This window comes from Arthrobacter sp. PM3 (assembly GCF_003352915.1).
GTDB lineage: Bacteria > Actinomycetota > Actinomycetes > Actinomycetales > Micrococcaceae > Arthrobacter.
Genome location: NZ_CP022314.1, coordinates 3,128,395 through 3,147,536, shown reverse-complemented (window position 1 = coordinate 3,147,536; position 19,142 = coordinate 3,128,395). Strand labels below are relative to the sequence as shown.

Annotated in this window: 19 protein-coding genes; 6 read left to right on the top strand and 13 right to left on the bottom strand. The window is 68.7% G+C overall.

Annotation, left to right across the window (positions count from 1 at the left end; translation table 11 throughout):
- The first annotated feature begins 57 nt into the window (after positions 1 to 57).
- A complete protein-coding gene (locus CFN17_RS14385) occupies positions 58 to 1,368 on the top strand; it encodes a M1 family metallopeptidase (protein WP_261792469.1) in 1,311 nt (436 codons plus the stop codon).
- Positions 1,369 to 1,411: 43 nt separating this feature from the next.
- Here CFN17_RS14385 and CFN17_RS14380 read toward each other — a convergent pair whose 3' ends face one another.
- Genes CFN17_RS14380 through pheS form a run of 3 tightly spaced genes read right to left on the bottom strand, consistent with a single transcriptional unit; the run spans position 1,412 to position 5,740 of the window.
- Complete coding sequence (locus CFN17_RS14380; protein WP_208748445.1) at positions 1,412 to 2,089, bottom strand: 4'-phosphopantetheinyl transferase superfamily protein; 678 nt, start codon at positions 2,087 to 2,089, stop codon at positions 1,412 to 1,414.
- 43 nt (positions 2,090 to 2,132) lie between these two features.
- Complete coding sequence (gene pheT, locus CFN17_RS14375; protein WP_208748444.1) at positions 2,133 to 4,676, bottom strand: phenylalanine--tRNA ligase subunit beta; 2,544 nt, start codon at positions 4,674 to 4,676, stop codon at positions 2,133 to 2,135.
- A 2-nt stretch (positions 4,677 to 4,678) separates the two neighbouring features.
- Positions 4,679 to 5,740 (bottom strand): phenylalanine--tRNA ligase subunit alpha, encoded by a 1,062-nt coding sequence (gene pheS, locus CFN17_RS14370; RefSeq protein ID WP_208748443.1) that lies wholly within the window; start codon positions 5,738 to 5,740, stop codon positions 4,679 to 4,681.
- Positions 5,741 to 6,008: 268 nt separating this feature from the next.
- On the opposite strand from pheS, the gene CFN17_RS14365 reads away from it, so the two are divergent.
- Positions 6,009 to 6,482 carry a DUF4157 domain-containing protein gene (locus CFN17_RS14365; RefSeq protein WP_208748442.1) on the top strand — a complete coding sequence of 158 codons (474 nt, stop codon included), beginning with the start codon at positions 6,009 to 6,011 and terminating at the stop codon, positions 6,480 to 6,482.
- Position 6,483: 1 nt separating this feature from the next.
- Entirely contained in the window at positions 6,484 to 7,122 is a 639-nt protein-coding gene (locus tag CFN17_RS14360; protein ID WP_208748441.1) for an SIMPL domain-containing protein, read from the top strand.
- Between the two features lie 3 nt (positions 7,123 to 7,125).
- On the opposite strand, the gene pcp is transcribed toward CFN17_RS14360, so the two are convergent.
- Complete coding sequence (pcp, locus tag CFN17_RS14355) at positions 7,126 to 7,767, bottom strand: pyroglutamyl-peptidase I (protein ID WP_208748440.1); 642 nt, start codon at positions 7,765 to 7,767, stop codon at positions 7,126 to 7,128.
- 435 nt (positions 7,768 to 8,202) lie between these two features.
- Between pcp and CFN17_RS14350 the strand changes: the two genes are divergently transcribed.
- The gene (locus CFN17_RS14350; protein ID WP_208748439.1) at positions 8,203 to 9,351 is read left to right on the top strand and encodes an Rv2578c family radical SAM protein; all 1,149 of its coding nucleotides are present in this window, start codon (positions 8,203 to 8,205) and stop codon (positions 9,349 to 9,351) included.
- A 12-nt stretch (positions 9,352 to 9,363) separates the two neighbouring features.
- Here the strand turns inward: CFN17_RS14350 and CFN17_RS14345 are convergent, their stop codons facing one another.
- From CFN17_RS14345 to CFN17_RS14330, 4 genes are all read right to left on the bottom strand, one after another.
- Positions 9,364 to 10,737 (bottom strand): NAD(P)(+) transhydrogenase (Re/Si-specific) subunit beta, encoded by a 1,374-nt coding sequence (locus CFN17_RS14345; protein ID WP_208748438.1) that lies wholly within the window; start codon positions 10,735 to 10,737, stop codon positions 9,364 to 9,366.
- A complete protein-coding gene (locus CFN17_RS14340) occupies positions 10,734 to 11,144 on the bottom strand; it encodes an NAD(P) transhydrogenase subunit alpha (RefSeq protein ID WP_395925186.1) in 411 nt (136 codons plus the stop codon). Before CFN17_RS14340 ends, CFN17_RS14345 begins: the two co-directional genes overlap by 4 nt.
- Positions 11,141 to 12,283 carry a Re/Si-specific NAD(P)(+) transhydrogenase subunit alpha gene (locus tag CFN17_RS14335; protein ID WP_208748437.1) on the bottom strand — a complete coding sequence of 381 codons (1,143 nt, stop codon included), beginning with the start codon at positions 12,281 to 12,283 and terminating at the stop codon, positions 11,141 to 11,143. Before CFN17_RS14335 ends, CFN17_RS14340 begins: the two co-directional genes overlap by 4 nt.
- 90 nt (positions 12,284 to 12,373) lie before the next feature.
- Positions 12,374 to 12,838, bottom strand: coding sequence for a (deoxy)nucleoside triphosphate pyrophosphohydrolase (locus CFN17_RS14330; RefSeq protein WP_208748436.1), 465 nt, complete (start codon positions 12,836 to 12,838; stop codon positions 12,374 to 12,376).
- A 167-nt stretch (positions 12,839 to 13,005) separates the two neighbouring features.
- Between CFN17_RS14330 and CFN17_RS14325 the strand changes: the two genes are divergently transcribed.
- Positions 13,006 to 14,214 carry an MFS transporter gene (locus CFN17_RS14325; protein WP_208748435.1) on the top strand — a complete coding sequence of 403 codons (1,209 nt, stop codon included), beginning with the start codon at positions 13,006 to 13,008 and terminating at the stop codon, positions 14,212 to 14,214.
- A 33-nt stretch (positions 14,215 to 14,247) separates the two neighbouring features.
- Here the strand turns inward: CFN17_RS14325 and CFN17_RS14320 are convergent, their stop codons facing one another.
- Entirely contained in the window at positions 14,248 to 15,168 is a 921-nt protein-coding gene (locus CFN17_RS14320; protein ID WP_208748434.1) for a cation diffusion facilitator family transporter, read from the bottom strand.
- 240 nt (positions 15,169 to 15,408) lie between these two features.
- Here CFN17_RS14320 and CFN17_RS14315 point away from each other — a divergent pair, with 240 nt between their 5' ends.
- Positions 15,409 to 15,681 carry a GlsB/YeaQ/YmgE family stress response membrane protein gene (locus CFN17_RS14315; protein WP_208748433.1) on the top strand — a complete coding sequence of 91 codons (273 nt, stop codon included), beginning with the start codon at positions 15,409 to 15,411 and terminating at the stop codon, positions 15,679 to 15,681.
- 251 nt (positions 15,682 to 15,932) lie between these two features.
- Here the strand turns inward: CFN17_RS14315 and CFN17_RS14310 are convergent, their stop codons facing one another.
- From CFN17_RS14310 to infC, 4 genes are all read right to left on the bottom strand, one after another.
- The gene (locus tag CFN17_RS14310) at positions 15,933 to 16,829 is read right to left on the bottom strand and encodes an RNA methyltransferase (RefSeq protein WP_208748432.1); all 897 of its coding nucleotides are present in this window, start codon (positions 16,827 to 16,829) and stop codon (positions 15,933 to 15,935) included.
- A 65-nt stretch (positions 16,830 to 16,894) separates the two neighbouring features.
- The gene (gene rplT, locus CFN17_RS14305; protein ID WP_208748431.1) at positions 16,895 to 17,356 is read right to left on the bottom strand and encodes a 50S ribosomal protein L20; all 462 of its coding nucleotides are present in this window, start codon (positions 17,354 to 17,356) and stop codon (positions 16,895 to 16,897) included.
- Positions 17,357 to 17,477: 121 nt separating this feature from the next.
- Complete coding sequence (rpmI, locus tag CFN17_RS14300) at positions 17,478 to 17,672, bottom strand: 50S ribosomal protein L35 (RefSeq protein WP_009358635.1); 195 nt, start codon at positions 17,670 to 17,672, stop codon at positions 17,478 to 17,480.
- Positions 17,673 to 17,787: 115 nt separating this feature from the next.
- Entirely contained in the window at positions 17,788 to 18,780 is a 993-nt protein-coding gene (infC, locus tag CFN17_RS20095) for a translation initiation factor IF-3 (protein WP_395925179.1), read from the bottom strand.
- Positions 18,781 to 19,142: the final 362 nt, after the last annotated feature.

The window sequence follows — 19,142 nt, the reverse complement described above, 5'->3', positions numbered from 1 at the left end:
ACCAGCAGCAGCGCACCCAGCAGTGGCACACCAGACAGCGGCGCGCCGGATCCGTACATGCCCGGCCACGGCACCAACGCGTACCGGGTCTCCCGGTACGAACTCGATCTGGACTACCGGGTGAGCAGCAACCGCCTGGCCGGCCACGCCGTCCTGCACGCCATGACGCAGCTTCCGACGTCGGCGATTGTGCTGGACCTGACCGGGCTGCGGGCCACCAAGATCCAGCTCGACGGCCGCAGGGTGCGCAGGTTCACCCAGCGGGCCGAGCAGCTGGTGATCTACCCCGACGTGCCGCTGCTGGCCGAAGAGGCCTTCACGCTGGACATCCGCTACGAGGGTTACCCGGCGCCGCGCCGCGGCCTGTGGGGCGAAGTGGGCTGGGAGGAGCTTTCCGACGGCGTGCTGGTGGCCGGGCAGCCCAACGGCGCCGCCTCCTGGTTTCCGTGCAACGACCATCCGCGGGACAAAGCAAGCTACCGCATCACGGTGACCACGGATGCGAACTACCGGGCGGTCTGCAACGGGGTGCTGCTCTCCCGCACCCGCAGGGCCAGCCGCGAAACGTGGGTGTACGAGCAGGCCGAACCGATGGCCACGTACCTGGCAACAGTCCAGATCGGGCGCTACGAACTCCTGACGCTCAATGCCGAGCGGCCGTCGGGGCACGTGCCGCAGTATGTGGCGGTCCCGGCGTCGCTCGCGGCGAACGCCCTGGCCGGGCTGGCCCGCCAGCCCGGCATGATGCGGACCTTCACGAACTGCTTTGGGCCGTATCCGTTCCCGGAGTACACCGTGGTGGTCACCGGGGACGTGCTGGAAATCCCCCTGGAGGCACAGACGCTGTCCATCCTGGGTCCCAATCACCTGCGACAGGACTGGGAATCACAGCGCATGGTCGCCCACGAACTCGCCCACCAGTGGTTCGGGAACTCGCTCACCACGGCCACGTGGCGGGACATCTGGCTGCACGAGGGCTTCGCCTGCTACGCGGAGTGGCTCTGGTCCGAGGAGGCCGGGGTGATGACGGTGGACGGCCGGGCCCGCGCCGCCTGGCGCAAACTTTCCGGCATCGCACAGAACCTGGTGGTGGGCGACCCCGGGCCGGCGCTGATGTTCGACGACCGCGTCTACAAGCGCGGTGCCCTGGCCCTGCACGCACTGCGGGTACGCTGCGGCGACCTTGCGTTCTTCGCCCTGCTCCACGACTGGACGGACCGATTCCGCCACGGCACCGTGACCACGGCCGATTTCATCATCGCGGCCGGCCACACCACGGGTATCGACGCCGAGGCGCTGCTGCACCCGTGGCTGTTCGAGGAGCGGCTCCCGCCGTTCCCGCATCCTGTGCCGGGAGTGGCCGGCTAAGCCTGGGGACGGACTGTCAGGCTCGTCTGTTGAAGCTCGTCTCTCAGGAATTGACCGCCAGGGCGACGGCGGCGACCAGCTCCGCCGGCAGTCCGGTTTCAGACCCCGGGAGGTCCCGAAGTCCGGGGCGGCCGGCGGGACCGTCCTGGCCGTCCTGCCGGACGTCGACGGTGTTCGGAGCCGTCCGCAGGCCCGTGCCGGTCATCTTGAGCCAGGCCTCCTTGCGCGCCCACAGCCGGGCGCGGCCGCGCAGCAGTGCGGCACCGTGCAGGCCGGCGAGGTCCGCCTGTTCCGCCGGGGTCAGCACCACGGCATCGAATCCCTCGAAGTCCGTCCGCGCCGGGTCCTCGGCGTCGATGCCCAGGCGCAGGCCCGGGTCCGGGTCCACGACTCCGGCCAGCAGGGTCCATCCCGCCGCGCGGGACAGGCTGAGCAGCAGCGGGGCGGGCGCGCCCCGGAGCAGGTAGCCGGGCCGGCCGTGGGAGATCTCCGCGCCCGTGCCGCAACGGGGACAGCTGTAGCAGGCGGTGAGGTCCGACGCCTCCACGCCCAACAGCCCGGCAGCGAACCGCCGCTGCGCCACCCGCCCGGCGAGGAAATCCTCCCGGGTCCGCGCCGCCATGGCCTGCGCCCGCTCCAGTTCCGGGCCGTCCAGCAGCGCCCGCTCGTCGCCCGGGACGCGAAAGGGCGGGCAGGCCCGCACAACGAGGTGTGATGCCATGGCCCGCCCTTTCAGTTCCTTGGCGCGGTGTTCAGCGCAGCAGTCAGCGCTGCACCGCCCCGAAGCGTTCGTAGGCAACGGCCACGGCACCCTCACGTGCCGCCGATGCCTCGTCCGCCGTCAGGGTGCGGTCGGCGGCGCGGAACCGCAGGCTGAACGCCAGCGACTTCTTGCCGTCCTCGATGCCCTTGCCGGCGTAGACGTCGAACAGGGCGACATCCTCGAGCAATTCGCCGGCGCCGTCGCGCAGCGCCGTGAGCACCTCTTCGGCCGGGACATCCTGCGGCACCACGAGGGCGACGTCCTGGGTGGCCACCGGGTACGTGGAGATGTGCCGGGCGACGATCACGTCGGCAGCGGCGTCGAAGAGCGCATCGGCGTTCAGCTCCAGCGCCACGGAGCGGGCCGGCATGTCGTAGGCCGCCAGCAGCTTCGGGTGGAGTTCACCGGCGTAGCCCACCACTTCGCCGGTGCGCAGTTCGATTTGCGCGGCCCGGCCCGGGTGGAACGCCTGGTGGCGGCCCTGCGTGACGAGAAGCTCGACGCCGAGTACGTCGCCGGCGAGCCGGGCAACGTCAAGGGCGTCCGCCCAGTCCCAGGCCCGCGGAGTGTGGCCCGGGGCGGCCGGCGAGTCGTGACCCGTGAACACCGCGGCGACGTGCAGCGGCTGGTCCGGAACGCCGTCGTACAGGGCCTCCAGCACCTCATCGCCCGGCTTGACGCCGAGCGGCGGGATCGAGGCCGTTCCCAGCTGTTCGCCGGGCAGGAACACGCTTCCGGCCTCGAAAAGGGCGAGGTCGCGGAACCCGCGGGAGTGGTTGCGCTTGGCCACCTCGATCAGGCCCGGCAGGATCGAAGTCCGCAGGAAGCCGTGCTCCTCGCTGATCGGGTTGGCCAGCTTGAGCGCCGTCCGTTCGGCGCCCTCGGCCGGGACACCGAAGGTGTCGTTGGCGGCCTTGGACACGAACGGGTAGGCGAGCACTTCGGTGAGTCCGGCATCGGCGAGGGCCTGGATCAGGCGGCGGCGCTGCTGCTGGATGCGGGTCAGGCCGCGGCCCGGCGGTGCCACCGGCAGGGTTGCCGGGATTTTGTCGTAGCCGACCAGGCGGGCGATTTCCTCGGTGAGGTCGTCCCGGGTTTCGAGGTCGTTGCGCCAGCTCGGGGCGGTCACCGTGTGGCCGGTGCCGTTTTCCTCGACGACGGCGCCCAGGTCCTCGAGGGCGGTGACGATGTGGTCCTCGGTGAAGTCGATCCCGATCCGGGCTGCGGCGTATCCTGCCGGCAGTTCGATGGTGACGGCGTCCGGCGCCGTCCCGACGTCGGTCCCGGCCTCGTCGGCCGTCCCGCCGGCGAGCTCGACCAGCAGGTCCACGACCCGCTGGGCTGCGACTCCGGCCACCTGCCAGTCCACGCCGCGTTCGAAGCGCTTCGACGCCTCGGACGGCAGTTTGTGGCGGCGGCGCGAGCGGGCGATCGAGACTTCGTCGAAGTGCGCGGCCTCGACCAGGATGTTCGTGGTGGAGTCCGAGACCTCGGTGTGGGCGCCGCCCATGACGCCGGCAATCCCGATGGGTCCGGAGTCGTCCGTGATCAGCAGGTCCTCGGCGTCGAGCGTGCGCTCCTTGTCATCCAGGGTGGTGATCTTCTCCCCCGCGGTGGCGCGCCGCACCACGATGTCGCCGGCCAGCTTGTCGAGGTCATAGCAGTGGTTCGGCTGCCCGAGCTCAAGCATGACGTAGTTGGAGATGTCCACCGGCAGGGAGATCGAGCGGATGCCTGCGAGCCGGAGCCTGGCGGTCATCCACGGCGGGGTGGGCCGGGTGGCGTCCACGCCGCGGACGGTGCGGGCCACGAAGCGGTCGCAGCCGGGCTTGCCGTAGATGGGGGCGTCGTCGTTGAGCTTGACGCCGTAGCCGCCGGAGAGCACGTCCGGGGCCTGCACCTTCGATGCGGGGTCGGTGAACGCGGTGCCGGTGGCGTGTGCGTATTCGCGGGCCGCGCCGCGAATAGAGAAGGCATAGCCGCGGTCCGGGGTCACGTTGATCTCGGCGGCCTGGTCGTAGAGGCCCAGCAGTTCCATGGCGTCGGTGCCCGGCTCGGGGTCCAGGCCGATCCGGGACAGCACCAGGATGCCGTCGTGGTCCTCCCCGATGCCGAGCTCACGCACGGAGGCGATCATGCCGGCGGAGAGGTGGCCGTAGGTCTTGCGCGCGGAAATGTGGAAGTCGCCGGGCAGCACGGCACCGGGGAGGGTGACCACCACCTTGTCGCCTTCGACGAAGTTGTGCGCGCCGCAGATGATGCCCTGCACGCCGGAGGGGTCGATGCCGTCGCCGGTCAGGGTCTGCTCCCGGCCCTCGGGGACCACCCGGACCTGGCACCAGTTGATGGTCTTGCCGTTGGACTGGGGCTCCTTGACGATGCTGAGCACCTGGCCCACGACGATCGGGCCCTGGAGGGTGTCCGTAGGGCGGTGGACTGCTTCTTCTTCAAAACCGACTTTGACGAGTTCGGCCATGACGTCCTCGGCGCTCGCGCCGGCCGGGACCTGCGCGAATTCGCGCAGCCAGGAAAGGGGGATACGCACTGTTAGATCTCCATCCCGAAGTGCTCGCTGAAACGTACGTCGCCTTCAATCATGTCGCGCATGTCGCCGACCTCATTGCGGAACATGAGGGTGCGCTCGATGCCCATGCCGAAGGCAAAACCTGAATAGATGTCCGGATCGATCCCGGCGGCGCGCAGGACATTGGCGTTGACCATGCCGCAGCCGCCCCATTCGATCCAGCTGGGGCCGCCCTTGGCACCGGGGTGCCAGATGTCCAGCTCGGCGGACGGCTCGGTGAACGGGAAGTAGTTCGGGCGGAGTCGGATCTGGGCTTCCTCGCCGAACATCTGCCGTGCGAAGTGTTCCAGGGTGCCGCGGAGGTCCGCCATGCTCAGGTTCTTGTCGATGGCCAGGCCCTCGAACTGGTGGAAGACCGGGGTGTGCGTCGCGTCGAGCTCGTCCGTGCGGAACACCTTGCCCGGGCACAACACATAGATGGGCAGTTCGCGTTCCAGCATGGAGCGGACCTGCACCGGCGAGGTGTGCGTGCGCATGAGCAGGTGCGCCTCGGGAGGCTCGACGAAGAACGTGTCCTGCATGTCGCGGGCGGGGTGGTCCGGCTTGAAGTTCAGGGCGTCGAAGTTGAACCATTCGGACTCGACCTCGGGTCCTTCGGCGATTTCCCAGCCCATGCCGACGAAGATGTCCGCGACGCGGTCCTGCAGCGTCGAGAGCGGGTGCCGGGCACCGGCCCGGCGCCGGCGGGGCGCCGCGGTGACATCCACGGTCTCTTCGACGAGGATCCGCGCGTCGTTCTCGGCTTCCAGTTCCGCCGTGCGGTCCGCGAGCGCCTTGTTGACGCGTCCCCGGGAGGCTCCCATGAGTTTGCCGGCGGCGGCCTTCTGGTCCTTGGGCAGCGCACCGATCTCACGGTTGGCGAGGCTCAACGCGGACTTCTCGCCGGTGTGCGCCAGGCGCACGGCTTTGAGTTCGTCGAGGGTCGCGGCGGCGGCGATGGCGGCAACCGCCTGGTCTACGGCGGCGGTGATGGCGGCTTCATCCAGAGGATTCGGGACGGCGGCGCCCGGCAAAGTTTCAGTCATCTACTGTTCTTAGCTACGAGTCGGATCATGCCGGCGGCACCGGGACGAGCACGCGGCACGGTCACGGGTTGTCGGCAAGGCTTATGGTCACAGGTCGTGGTGCACTGCCGGCGAAAACGCTCCGGCGGGCACCGCCTCCAGTCTAGTAGACGGCTGCCGACGGCGAGTCAACGCCCGCCGGAACGTGACGGCGCCTGCGACTGGGCTCCCCTGCCGGAGCGGCAGCCCGGCCGCCTGCCCCGAGAGCACCCCCGGCTACCATGGCCTCATGACGTCCGGACAACGGCTGCGGCAGGTCGCCAACATGCTCAACGGGTCCACCCTCCTGGGCCTGCTGATAGCCGGCTGTGCCGGGACGGACATCAGGCCCGGTCCGCGGGGACTGCTGATCGCGGCCCGCTACGGCTGGCGGCTGCCCTTTGCCGCGGCCTTTACGGTCGGGAACGTGGTCCTGTTCCGGGCCGGCCAGGAGGCGGCCCGCGCCAATCCGGTGCTGCTGGGGCACGAAGAGCGCCACAGCACCCAATACGCCTGGTGCCTGGGGCTGCCGTTCCTGCCCCTGTACCTCATTGCCGCGGGCTGGTCGCTGTGGCGTACCGGCAACCCTGGCAGCGCGAATTTCTTCGAGCGGCAGGCGGGGCTGGAAGCAGGCGGGTATCCCCGCGCCGGCGGTCGTGGGGCCGTTCCCCGGACACACCGAAAAACGGGCGGCACCGCCGCCCCCGAACGTTACGAGGCCTGAAATGACAGACAGCCCCAGAAGCATCTCGGTCACCGGAACCGGCAGCGCGGAGGCCGTGCCGGACCTCCTGACCCTGTCGATCGGAGTGGAGTGCCGCCGGGAGACCGTGGCCGGGGCCTACGGCGACGCCGGGATCCGGTCCGCCGCAATCACCGCGGCGCTGCGGCAGCACGGGGTGGACAGCGCGGACATGTCCGCCTCCGGCCTCAACGTCCGGGCCGAGGTCAACTGGCAGGACGGAAAGGGCCAGGTTGTGACCGGCTACGCGGCCTCGAGCACCCTCACCGTCAGGATCCGCAGCCTGTCCTCGTCCTCGGAGATCCTGGCCGCGGCCGTTGCCGCCGGCGGCGACGACGTCCGGCTGAACGGGCTGAGCCTCGGCTTCACCGATCCCGCCGCCGTGGAGGCCCAGGCCCGGGAGGCCGCCTGGCAGGATGCCCGGACCACGGCGGAGCACTACGCCGCCCTGTCCGGGGCGAGCCTGGGCAAGGTTCTCACGCTCACCCAGCAGTCCGGATTCCAGGCGCCCGTCCCCGTGGCGAAGATGCAGCGGGCGGTGGCGGCGGAATCACTCACGGTCGAGGCCGGCGAGTCGAGCGTCACCGCCACTCTCGGCGTCGTGTGGGAACTGCTCGGCTGAGGGTCAGTGCGTCGCGCCGGCGGCCAGCCTCAGGTCCGCCGTCGTCCTGAGCGCAGTACGGACGACGACGGCGAGCGCCGCCGCCAGCTGTGGCGCCGGCAGGGACGGCGCGCTGCTGCCGGCCGGCAGCTGTGAGTCTTCGTAGGGGACGTGCACGAAGCCGCCCCTGGTGTCCGGGTACCTCCGCAGGGCGTGCATGAGCGCGTAGAAGACGTGGTTGCACACATACGTCCCCGCACTCTGGGACACCTCGGCGGGGATCTGTTCCGCGGCCAATGCCGCGAGCGCCGCCTTGACGGGCAGGGACGTGAAATAGGCCGCCGGGCCGCCGGCCACCACGGGTTCATCGACGGGTTGGTTGCCGGCGTTGTCGGGGATCCGGGCGTCGTCACAGTTGATGGCGACGCGTTCGAGCGAGATCCGCGCCCTCCCGCCGGCCTGCCCGGCGCACAGCACCAGCTCGGGCCGGAAGCGCTCCACAGCGTCCTCGAGCGCGCGGGCTGAGGCCCCGAAGACGCAGGGCAGTTCCACGGCCTGGACGTCGTGCCCGTCGCCAGCGAGAAGCCGCGCCGCCGACCGGGCTGCGGCCCAGGACGGGTTGATCGTGGCGCCGCCAAACGGTTCAAACCCGGTCAGGAGGATCATCGCCCCAGCCTAACAAGACGCTCCCGCTGGACTGCCTTCCTACGGCGTCCCCCCCCGGGAGGGATCACCGAGACCGTGCCCTCGCCCTGGTTTGTCACGTACGCGGCGCCGTCCTTCGTGTCCGCCACTTCCACCGCGCCGGCCCCAACGGTGACAGTGCGGTCCACCGTCGATCCCTGGGGCGCGATGACGGACACGGTGCCCTCAGCAGGGTTCGGAACGAAAACCGTGCCATTCCCGCGGCCGCGGCTCCCAGGCTTCGATGCTTCACTGTTTCCTACCCCCATAGATGTGCCCTGCGTCGCGTCGCTGCAAGGCCAGTTCGCGAAGCGTACACCGCGCCGGCGGCGGCTTCCGGTCAATCGTCAGGGCAACGGTCAGGGCAACGGTCAGGGGATCCTTGACATCTAATCGAACATACATTCGAATATAGGGATGAGATGGGACGCACAAGCACTGGAGCGCGACTCTCCCGGCACCCCGGCCGCGGAGTCTCCGCGTCCTGATTCAGCGGCTGCAAAGTCCCCGGCGCCACCGCGCCCTGACGCGCTGCTCCCGCTGGCCGGCCTGGTGCGGTCGGTGTCCACCCCTGAGTTTGCCGGCATCACTTTCCATGAGGTCACTGCCAAATCGGTGCTCAACAAAGTGGTGGCCGGTTCCAGGATGCCGTTCGACTGGACCATCAACCCGTACCGCGGCTGCAGCCACGCCTGTGTGTACTGCTTTGCCCGCAAGAGCCACACCTACCTGGACTTCGATGCCGGCCTGGACTTTGACAGCCAGGTGGTGGTCAAAGTCAACGCGGCAGAGGTCCTGCGCAAGGAACTGGCCAAACCGGGCTGGCGGCACGAGCACGTGGCCCTCGGCACCAACACGGACCCCTATCAGCGCGCCGAGGGCCGCTACCGGCTCATGCCCGNCATCATCGGCGCCCTCGCCGATTCCGGCACGCCCCTGTCCATCCTCACCAAGGGCACGCTCCTGGCCCGCGACATTCCGCTCCTGAAGCATGCCGCGGCCCAGGTGCCCGTCGGTGTGGGCATCTCGCTGGCCATGACGAACGAGCAACTGTCCGAGGCCGTGGAACCGGGAACGCCCGGGCCGCGGGCCCGGCTGAAGCTCATCTCGCGGCTGCGGGAGGCTGGCCTTCCCTGCGGCGTCATGGCCATGCCCATCCTGCCCTGGCTCACCGACGGCGACGACGCCCTCGATTCCCTCTTCGGCGCCCTCGCAGCCGCGGGCGCCACCGGGGTCACGGCCGGCGCGCTCTACCTCAAGCCGGGGACCCGCGAATGGTTCATGCAATGGATCGCCCGCGAACACCCGCACCTTGCCGGCAAATACCGCCGCCTCTACGGCGGCGGATCCTACGCATCCAAGGAATACCGGACCTGGCTGGCCGGGCGCATCCGCTACTTCAAGGATCGGCACGGCTTCTCCGGCTCACAGGGCTTCAGCCACCGGGACCTTAGCGCCGATGCCCGGGAGGAGGAAGCCCAGTACCCCGCCGGAAGCATCCCGAACACGGCCGGACATGCACCGGCCCGGCATGCCGGCAACGCGGCCCAGCCCACACTCTTTTGAAACGAGCGGGCCTCAGAGTGCCTTGACGGCGCCGAGCACCCGGGACAGGGAATCCTTTGCGTCCCCGAACAGGAGCGTGGTCTTGGGGTCGTGCAGGAGATCGTTCTCGATGCCGGCGAACCCCGGCCGCATGGACCGTTTGAGGAACACCACCTGCTGGGCCTGCACCACGTCCAAAATCGGCATCCCGTAGATGGGCGAGCCGGGCGAGGACTTGGCGGCCGGGTTGACGACGTCGTTCGCGCCGACCACCAGCACGATGTCCGTGCTCGCGAACTCGGGATTGATTTCCGCCAGCTCCCGCAGGGACTCATACGGCACATCGGCCTCGGCCAGGAGCACGTTCATGTGGCCCGGCATGCGTCCGGCCACGGGGTGGATGGCGAACACCACGTCGATGCCGCGGTCGGCCAGGGCTGTGGCGAGCTCGGCCACGGTGTGCTGTCCCTGCGCCACGGCGAGCCCGTAGCCGGGAACGATCACCACGCGCTGGGCGTAGCCGAGTTGAACGGCGACGTCCTCCGGCGAGGACGAGCGGACGGGCCGGTCGCTCACGGCGGTGGAACCCGCCGTCGAGCCGCCCTTGAAGGCGCCGAACATGATGCCGGTAACGCCGCGGCCCATGGCCGAGGCCATGACCTTGGTCAGGATCGTGCCGCTCGCCCCGACGAGCGTTCCGGCGACGAGGAGCAGCACGTTGCCCAGGACCACGCCGGACGCGGCCACCGCGAGCCCGGTGAAGGCATTCAGCAGCGAGATCACGATCGGCACGTCAGCCCCGCCGACCGGCAGCACCAGGAGCAAACCCGCCGCGAGCCCCAGGCCCAGCAGCGCCAGCGACCAGCCGGCAGACCCGGTCATGACCACCATCGCCCCGGAGACGACCGCCCCCAGCAGCGCGGCACCCATGACCCAAGGCATCCCGGGAAACAGCATCGGACGGGTGCTGATGACATCCTGCAGCTTTCCCACGGTCACCGCCGAGCCCGCGAAGGACACAGCGCCCACCAGCATCGTGAAGACGACGGCGAGCCGGACCCAGGGATCCGCGCTGTGGCTCAGTTCGAGGGCGGCGACCAGGGCCGCGGCGCCGCCACCGACGCCGTTGAACAGGGCCACCAGTTGCGGCATCTGGGTCATCTGCACCCGCCGGGCGACGGGAACCGCTACGGCGCAGCCGACGGCGATCGCGGCCACGATCAGCGGGATATTCTCCAGCCGGGCCGAGAAAAACACCGTGACAACCGCCACGAGCGCGCCGGCGGCACCGATGGTGTTGCCGCGCCGGGCGGTCTTCGGCGAGCTCAGGCCCTTCAGCGCCAGGATGAAGCAGACGGCGGCCACCAGGTAGAGCAGGGCAGTCCATTCCGGGGTCAGGAGGCTCACCGGGCCTCCCCCGTGACGCCGTCGCCCGACGATCCCCCGCCCGGCGGCCCCCCGCCCGCCGCGCCGCCGGCCGGGGCGGGACCCGTCTCCGGCGCGTTGGGCGCGGACGTCCGCGCGGGCTTGTGCGGCTTGTGCAGGGAGAACATCTCCAGCATCCGGTCCGTGACCACGAAGCCGCCCACCAGGTTGACGGTCGCCAGGACGACGGCCAGGAGCGCGATGCCAAGCACCCAGGGATCGCCGGCCTGTCCGGCCACAATGATCGCACCGACGAGGATGATGCCGTGGATGGCATTGGCGCCGGACATGAGCGGTGTGTGCAGCTTGCTGGTCACCTTGGAGACGACCTCGAAGCCGACGAACACCGCCAGCACGACCACTGTGAGCAGGGTGACCGGCCCCATCATGCGTCCCCTGCCAGTGCCGCCGCCGTGGGGGCGTGCCGCACGGCGCCGCGGTGCGTCAGGCAGGTTCCGGCGACGACGTCGTCGCCGAAGTCCGGGGCGACCTGGCCGGCGTCGGTCATGAGGGCCAGGAAGTTGCTGACATTCCGGGCGAAAAGCCGCGACGCATCCGAGGGCATCGCGGATGCCGCGTCCTGCAGGCCCACGAGAGTGACCGTGCCGCCCTCGACCGGCACCTGGATGTCCTGCCCGGCGACCACGCCTTCGACGTTGCCGCCGGAGTCCGCGGCGAGGTCGACGACGACCGACCCGGCCCGCATGCCGGCCACCATGTCGGCGGTCACAAGCAAGGGGGCGGCCCGTCCCGGGATGGCTGCAGTCGTGATCAGGACGTCGGCCGCGGCGACATGCGGGGCCAGGAGACTGCGCTGGCGTTGGGCCCGGTCCTCGCCCAGTTCCCTGGCGTAACCCCCGGCGCCTTCGGCCGCCGCATCGAGGTCCAGGTTGATGAACGTCCCGCCCATCGAGGCGACCTCGTCGGCGGAGGCGGCACGGATGTCGTTGGCGGAAACCCGGGCACCGAGGCGTTTCGCGGTGCCGATCGCCTGCAGCCCGGCAACCCCGGCCCCGAGGACCAGCACCCTCGCCGGCGGGATGGTGCCCGCCGCCGTCATGTAGAGCGGGAAGAACCGCGGGTACCGGACCGCGGCTTCGAGCACGGCGCGGTAGCCGGTAACCAGGGACTGCGACGTGAGCGCATCCATGGATTGGGCCCGGGAAATCCGCGGAAGGAGTTCAAGGGCGAAGGCGGTGACCCCGGCGGCCGCCAGGGCGCGGACGGTCGGCAGTTCCGAGGCCGGCGACGCCAGGCCTACCGTGACGGCGCCGGGACGAAGCCTGGCCACCGTTTCCGGGGTGAGTGGACGGACATGCAACAGCACGTCCAGGTCTGGGAACGGGAGTTCTGAAATCACTGTGGCGCCGGCCTCTTTGAACGCCGGGTCCGCGAACCCGGCCTCGGTTCCGGCGCCGCTCTCCACCAGGACGGCGAGGCCGACGGAGGTCAGCTGACGCACCGTCTCGGGGGTGGCCGCGACCCGGCGTTCTCCGGCGCGTTGCTCTCGTCCGACACCGACCTGCACGGGCCACTCCTCTCGATTGCGTTCAGAGTAGGCACATGCCCGGGGATTTGGCGAGAGGCCGTAGGACGGGAATGCCCGGGGTGTCCGCCGTCAGCGCACCAGGCCTGCGCCCGCCCCGCGCGGTCCGGCGGCACCGACCGCCGCCAGGAGGGCCTCAACAATCGGAAAGTCCGCCGGGATCCAGGGCAGGCCGCGGACGGCGTCGGGGGTGCGGAGGTCGAGCCAGCGAAGTTCGTCGTGGTCCTCGAGGGGCCGCGGCTCGCCGTCGGCAAGTTCGGCGAACCAGACCCGCATCGCCGCCTTCGCGTTGAGCGGCCAGCCCGCGGCGGATGCCCCCGGCAGTTCGGGACCGAGCCGCACCAGCACCCCCAACTCCTCCTGGAGCTCACGGTGCAAGGCGTCCTCGGCGGCTTCGCCGGGTTCCACCTTTCCGCCGGGGAATTCCCACATTCCGGCGAACTGCGGGGGTGCCGTGCGCCGCGCCGCCAGGAGCATCGTTGGTTCGGCCAGGGAGTCCACTACTGCGCCGCCGACGACGCTGATGAGTCCAGTCACGCACCCCAGTCTAAGTCCGGCGCGGCGGCCGGGGCGGGGTAAGGGAGAATGGTGGAGGTGCTGCCTGACCGCTCCCGGAATATCCGGCGCGCCCTCCCCGTTTTATAAAGCAGGTTTTTCTTGCCGATTCTTCCCGGCACGCCCGGACATCACCGACGAAAAGACGAATGACAACCACTACACACGCCCCGGCCCAGTCCGAAACCGGCACCCGTCACCTTGCCCTCGCCATCATTGCGCTGGCCATGGGCGGCTTTGGCATCGGTACCACGGAATTCACCATGATGGGCCTGCTCAAGGAGATCGAGCAGGGCCTGAACATCAGCACTCCCGAGGCCGGCCACCTGATTTCGGCCTACGCCCTCGGCGTCGTCATCGGTGCACCCGTGCTGGCCGCAGTCGGGGCAAGGCTGCCGCGCAAGCATCTGGCGCTGGGGCTGATGCTGTTCTTCAGCATCGCCAACCTCAGTTCGTTCCTCGCCCCGGACTACGGCTCCATGCTGGTCTCCCGGTTCGCCGCCGGGCTGCCCCACGGCGCGTTCTTCGGTGTTGCCGCCGTCATTGCCGCGTCCCTGGTGGCGCCGACCAAGCGCGGCTGGGCGATTTCGATGGTCATGGCCGGATTGACGGTGTCCAACGTGATCGGCGTACCGTTCGCCACCTGGCTGGGCCAGAGCTACGGGTGGCGGCTCCTGTTCCTGTTGGTCGGCCTGATCGGCGTCATCACGCTCGCGATGCTCTGGAAGTTCGTCCCGTTCCAGAAGCCGCACGCCGATGCCAGCTTCCGCCGCGAACTTGGCGCGCTGAAGCGGCTTCAGGTGTGGCTCGCCATCCTGGTCGGCATCGTCGGCTTCGGCGGGTTCTTCGCGACCTACACGTACATCTCCCATACCATGACGTCGGTCGCGGGCCTGCCGGCGCCCTGGCTTCCGCTGGTCGTGGCCCTCTATGGAGTCGGCATGGTGGTGGGCAACATTATCGGCGGCCGCATCGCTGACAGGTCCGTCATGGGGACCATCTACCGGGTGCTTCCCGCCACGGCCGTGGCCCTGGTGGTCTACGCCGTCGCCGTCCACTGGGTGTGGTCGGCGCTGGTCATGGTCTTCGTGGTCGGGGCCGCAGGCTCCATGCTGGTTCCGGCGCTGCAGACCCGTCTCCTGGATGCCTCCCCTGACGCGCCCTCCCTGGCGTCTTCGCTCAACCACGCGGCGCTCAACGTCGCCAACGCCCTGGGCGCTTTCCTCGGGGGCCTCGTCATCGCGTGGGGCTGGGGCTATGTCGCGCCGGCGCTCGTGGGGGCCGTGCTCGCCGTCCTCGGACTCGGCGTCGCTGCCATCAGCGGCGTCGTGGAGCGCAGGCGGCCGCTGGCCGCTTAGGCGGCCGGCGGCGGCCGGTCAAGAGGCGGCCGGTCAAGAGGCGCTGACCCGCTGCACATCCGGTTCGAGGTAGATGACCCGGGCAATCGGGACAGCCGCGCGGATGCGGACCTCGGCGTCGTCAATTGCCTTGGCGATGTCCTGGCCCGAATCCGAGCGGCCGATGCTGATCTTGGCTGCCACCAGCAGTTCCTCGGGTCCAAGGTGCATGGTCTTCAAGTGGATGATGCCCGTGCCGCCGGCTTCGATCGCGGCGCGGATCTTGGCCACGTCATCGCGGGTGGCCGACTCGCCCAGGAGCAGGGACTTCGTTTCCATGGCCAGGACCACGGCGATCGCCACGAGCAGCAGGCCGATCATGGCGGTGCCGAGCGCGTCCCAGACGCCGTTGCCGGTGATGAGCGTCAGGCCCACCCCGAAGAGCGCGAACACGAGGCCCACCAGGGCGCCGAAATCCTCGAGGAGAATCACCGGGAGTTCGGGCTGCTTGGCGTTACGGATGAATTTGACCCAGCTCTGCTTCCCGCGGAGGGGGTTGGACTCGGCGATCGCCGTCCGGAAGGAGAACGACTCGGCGATGATGGCGCCGACCAGGACAGCCAGGGGCACCCACCAGAAGTCCCCTTCGATGCCGTGCGGGTGTTGGAGCTTGCCCCATGCCTCGTAGAGCGCGAACAGGCCGCCGACGCTGAAGAGCACGATTGAGACGATAAAGGCGTAGATGTAGCGCTCACGCCCGTACCCGAAGGGGTGCTCCTGGCTGGCCTGCCGCTGCGCGCGCTTGCCGCCGAGCAGGAGCAGCAACTGGTTCCCCGAGTCGGCGATCGAGTGGATGGCCTCGGCCAGCATCGACGAGGACAGCGTCAGGAAGTAGGCGACGAACTTCAGGACGGCGATGGTCAGGTTGGCGGCCAGCGCCGCGAGTATTGCCTTGGTACCGCCATTTGCAGCCACGTGTGCTTCTCCTCAAGGGTTTTTCCGGGGTCTTACGAAATTTATTCCGGGCACCGGAAAAGTCCGGCGTCCGCAGGAATTACCGTACCTGTTTCCGGGCGGCCGACGAACCGCGGCAGGGACCAATCCGGCCACGTAACGATTGGGCACTCCCCTGCTGACAAGTAATCCGGCCTATGTTAGCTTGAAGCCATATTCGGGATCCACAATTTGGATGCCGACGAATATGTAGGAGGAGACATGGGCTTTCTTGGCTGGATCATTCTCGGACTCATAGTAGGTGCAATCGTCAAGGCAGTCATGCCCGGCAGGGTCGGCGGCGGCTGGGTTACCAGTCTCGTCCTCGGCGTGGTCGGAGCGGTTGTCGGTGGCTGGATCGGTGATCTTCTGTTCGGCGGCGGCACGATGCAGTTCTGGAACCTCGGTTCCTGGCTTCTGGCCATTGTCGGCGGTCTCGTCGTTGCAGGCGTCTACGGCGCCATCACGGGACGCAACAAGAAGACCACCACATAACTCTGCACAGCTGACCGCGCACCTCGCGTGAAGCCCTACGGACAGCGCGAAGCCCAACGGACGAAGCCCAACGAACACTAGGGCCAAAGACAAAGGGCGGCGGCAAGTAGGACAGAAATAGAACGACAGAAGACAGCACGACGGCGGAGCCCACCTTTAGGCGGGCCCCGCCTTTTTTGTGCCCTCGTTGTGTGCTTGTTGTCCGTGCGGGCTGCCTGGCGCGCCTTCCGCGTAGGGCGGGCCGCCGGAGCCTATCGGGGCTGCTGGGACCGGGCGCTGGCGTAGAGGCAGACCGTCGCGGCGGTACCGAGGTTGAGGCTTTCGGCTTCCCCGTAGACCGGCACCGCCACGCGGTGGTCAGCCAGGGCGATTTCGTCCTCGGACAGGCCCTGGGCCTCATTGCCGAAGAGCCACGCGGTGGGATTTTCCAGCGCATAAACCGAACCGTCGGTGGAGGCCCCCAGCCGGCGGGCCGCGTTCTCATCCTGGAGGCGGTCCAGGTTCAACTGGCCGTAGCCATCGGCGGCGAGCACACCGATCCCCCGTTCCTTGCAGCGGGCCACGAGTTCCGCCACATCGGCGCCGAGGACGATCGGGAGGTGGAAGAGCGAGCCTGCCGTCGAACGGACCGCCTTGGGATTGTAAATGTCCACGCTGGAGTTGGTGAGGACCACGGCGTCGGCACCGGCGGCATCGGCGGCGCGGAGGACGGTGCCGGCGTTGCCGGGGTCCCGGACCTGGCACAGGACGGCGATCAGCCGCGGTGCGGCGTCCAGCACCTGGTCCAGGCCGACGTCGACAAAGGTGCATACGGCGATGATCCCCTGGGGATTCACGGTGTCCGCCATGGCGGCCAGCACGTCGTCGGTGGCCATCCGGGCATTGGTCCCCTCGGCCAGCCTCTCCAGTTCCGGGTGCCGGTCCAGGCACGCCTCGCTGGCGAACACCTCGCGGACGATCCCCGGCTCCCCCGCCGCAATCCTTTTCCGGTGCAACACCAGCGCCTCGCGCACGGCCTGGGGGCCTTCGGCGAGGAACTGCCCGCGCTTTAAACGGGCCGGGCGCCCGGCAAGCTTTGCCACATCCCTCACCCGATCGGCTCGGGGATTGGAGAGTGGAAAGTCTTGCGGGCGCCCGGTTTCGTTCATATAAGAACCTTAGTTGCTCTCGCAGCCTGTTCTTGAACGGCGCAATGCCTGGACGGCTGCGGGTGCTACTTTGCGGCCTCGGCCGGAGCCTTCTTGGCGGCAGGCTTCTTGGCCGGAGCCTTCTTGGCAGCCTTCGGGGCCTCGGCCTGGGCAGCCGGAGCGGACGTGTCAGCGGGGAGCGCGTCCTTGGCAACGTTGACCAGCGCGGCGAAGGCGGTGGCGTCGGAAACGGCGAGCTCGGCCAGCATGCGGCGGTCAACCTCGACCTCAGCGGCCTTCAGGCCCTGGATCAGGCGGTTGTAGGTCAGGCCGTTGGCGCGGGATGCAGCGTTGATGCGCTGGATCCAAAGGCGGCGGAAGTCGCCCTTCTTCTTCTTGCGGTCGCCGTAGCTGTACACAAACGAGTGCAGCAGCTGCTCTTTGGCCTTGCGGTAAAGGCGCGAACGCTGTCCGCGGTAGCCCTTTGCGCGTTCAAGGATAACCCGGCGCTTCTTGTGGGCGTTGACCGCCCTCTTCACACGTGCCACGTGCGTACTCCTTCGAAAATTCTGATCCCAAGCATCTACTGCCGGAATGCTCCGGCCGGCCTGAGAAGGCTTTTTGGTAGTTGACCGCCGCCAGGTGGCTGACGGTCAGTGAACTTGGAACTTAGATGCCCAGCATCTTCCGGATGACCTTGGCGTCGCCCTTGAAGACGATCTTGTCGCCGGCGAGGCGACGGGTCAGACGGCTGGACTTGTGCTCGAGGTAGTGACGGCGGTTGGCCTGCTGACGGCGCAGCTTGCCGCTGCCGGTCAGCTTGAAGCGCTTCTTAGCACCGCTGTGGGTCTTCATCTTCGGCATGGGAACCGATCTCCTTACGTATCCGCAGAAAAGTCTGCAGCTCTTTCGTGCAGCCGCCCCTGCGGGCGGCGTGCTGGTTGCCTGCTGCCGGACATTGCTGTCCGGCAACCGTGAACTAGTTCGTCTTTTTGCTGCCGGGCTTGGCGGCAGCCCGGGGGGCGGCCGGCCGTGCGGCGGGCTTCGGAGCCGAAGGCCTCGGGACCGGCTTCGGGGCGGCAACAGGCTTCGGCGCAGCGGCCGGAGCGGCCTCCTTCAGTGCTTCCTGGACCGGGGCCTCTTCGGCCTTGGCTTCTTCGGCCGGGGCCGCTTCGGCCTTGGCTTCTTCGGCCGGGGCCGCTTCGGCCTGGGCTTCTTCGGCCGGGGCCGCCTCGACCTTGGCTTCTTCGACCGGAGCCGGTTCGACCTTGGCTTCTTCGACCTTGACCTCTTCGGCCGGGGCCGGTGCTGCTGCGGGCTCGGCAGCCTCGGCCGCGGGAGCCTCCGGCGCTGCGCCGAAGCCTTCCGGCAGGAGGTCTGAGAGCGACTGGGTCAGCGGTGCGTTCCCGCCGGAGACGTCGACGCGGGCGGCTGCCTTGGCCTCGTTCTCCGCCTTGGCTTCAGCGCGCTGCGTTGCACGGCGGGCTTCTGCCTTGGCTTCGGCCTTGTTCTTCAGCGGGCCCACCACCATGACCATGTTGCGGCCATCGATGCGCGGGCTGGACTCCACCACGCCGACTTCGGCGACGTCATCGGCGAAGCGCTGGAGCAGGCGGATGCCCATCTCGGGGCGCTGCTGTTCGCGGCCACGGAACTGGATCATGGCCTTGACCTTGTCACCGGCACCGAGGAAGCGGAGCGCGTGGCCGCGCTTTGTCTCGTAGTCGTGGGTGTCGATCTTCAGGCGGAAGCGGATTTCCTTCAGGACCGTGTTGGTCTGGTTCTTCCGGGCCTCGCGCGCCTTGACAGCGGCTTCGTACTTGTACTTGCCGAAGTCCATCAGCTTGCACACCGGAGGCTTGGCCTGCGGTGCAACTTCAACGAGATCCAGATCGGCTTCGGCAGCCAAACGCAGGGCATCCTCAATACGGACAATTCCTACCTGTTCGCCTGCAGGGCCGACCAGCCGCACCTCGGGGACGCGGATACGCTCATTGATTCTTGGCTCGCTAATGTTAAAGCTCCTGTGTTCGTGAGGGGTATTCCACCGGCAAAAAGAGAAGGCCCCCAATTGCCGGAGCAATCGAAGGCCTCTAGATCGGAGCTGCCGCCCCAACGGGGTGGCATGCACGTCCGCCGGACCGGAGTCCGGAGTCGTGCCCGACCAGGTACCCGGCAACCTTGACTCCTGCGAAGGAGGGGCTCCCCGAAGGGAGTTTCGCGGCTGACGCGGGTGGGAGAGAACTCCGCTTGCAAACTAAAGCCGATTCTACAGACAGATACCCGTTCAACGCACATATGAGTCTCAACGCATACACGCGCGACCGGGCACCA

What these genes read in the sequence shown, in the direction of transcription:
- CFN17_RS14380 (WP_208748445.1), bottom strand. Translation starts at nt 2,089, where the DNA reads ATGGCATCACACCTCGTTGTGCGGGCCTGCCCGCCCTTTCGCGTCCCG.
- CFN17_RS14360 (WP_208748441.1), top strand. Translation starts at nt 6,484, where the DNA reads ATGACAGACAGCCCCAGAAGCATCTCGGTCACCGGAACCGGCAGCGCG.
- CFN17_RS14315 (WP_208748433.1), top strand. Translation starts at nt 15,409, where the DNA reads ATGGGCTTTCTTGGCTGGATCATTCTCGGACTCATAGTAGGTGCAATC.
- pcp (WP_208748440.1), bottom strand. Translation starts at nt 7,767, where the DNA reads ATGATCCTCCTGACCGGGTTTGAACCGTTTGGCGGCGCCACGATCAAC.
- CFN17_RS14385 (WP_261792469.1), top strand. Translation starts at nt 58, where the DNA reads ATGCCCGGCCACGGCACCAACGCGTACCGGGTCTCCCGGTACGAACTC.
- CFN17_RS14365 (WP_208748442.1), top strand. Translation starts at nt 6,009, where the DNA reads ATGACGTCCGGACAACGGCTGCGGCAGGTCGCCAACATGCTCAACGGG.
- CFN17_RS14340 (WP_395925186.1), bottom strand. Translation starts at nt 11,144, where the DNA reads ATGATGGGGCCGGTCACCCTGCTCACAGTGGTCGTGCTGGCGGTGTTC.
- CFN17_RS14310 (WP_208748432.1), bottom strand. Translation starts at nt 16,829, where the DNA reads ATGAACGAAACCGGGCGCCCGCAAGACTTTCCACTCTCCAATCCCCGA.
- pheS (WP_208748443.1), bottom strand. Translation starts at nt 5,740, where the DNA reads ATGACTGAAACTTTGCCGGGCGCCGCCGTCCCGAATCCTCTGGATGAA.
- CFN17_RS14325 (WP_208748435.1), top strand. Translation starts at nt 13,006, where the DNA reads ATGACAACCACTACACACGCCCCGGCCCAGTCCGAAACCGGCACCCGT.
- rpmI (WP_009358635.1), bottom strand. Translation starts at nt 17,672, where the DNA reads ATGCCGAAGATGAAGACCCACAGCGGTGCTAAGAAGCGCTTCAAGCTG.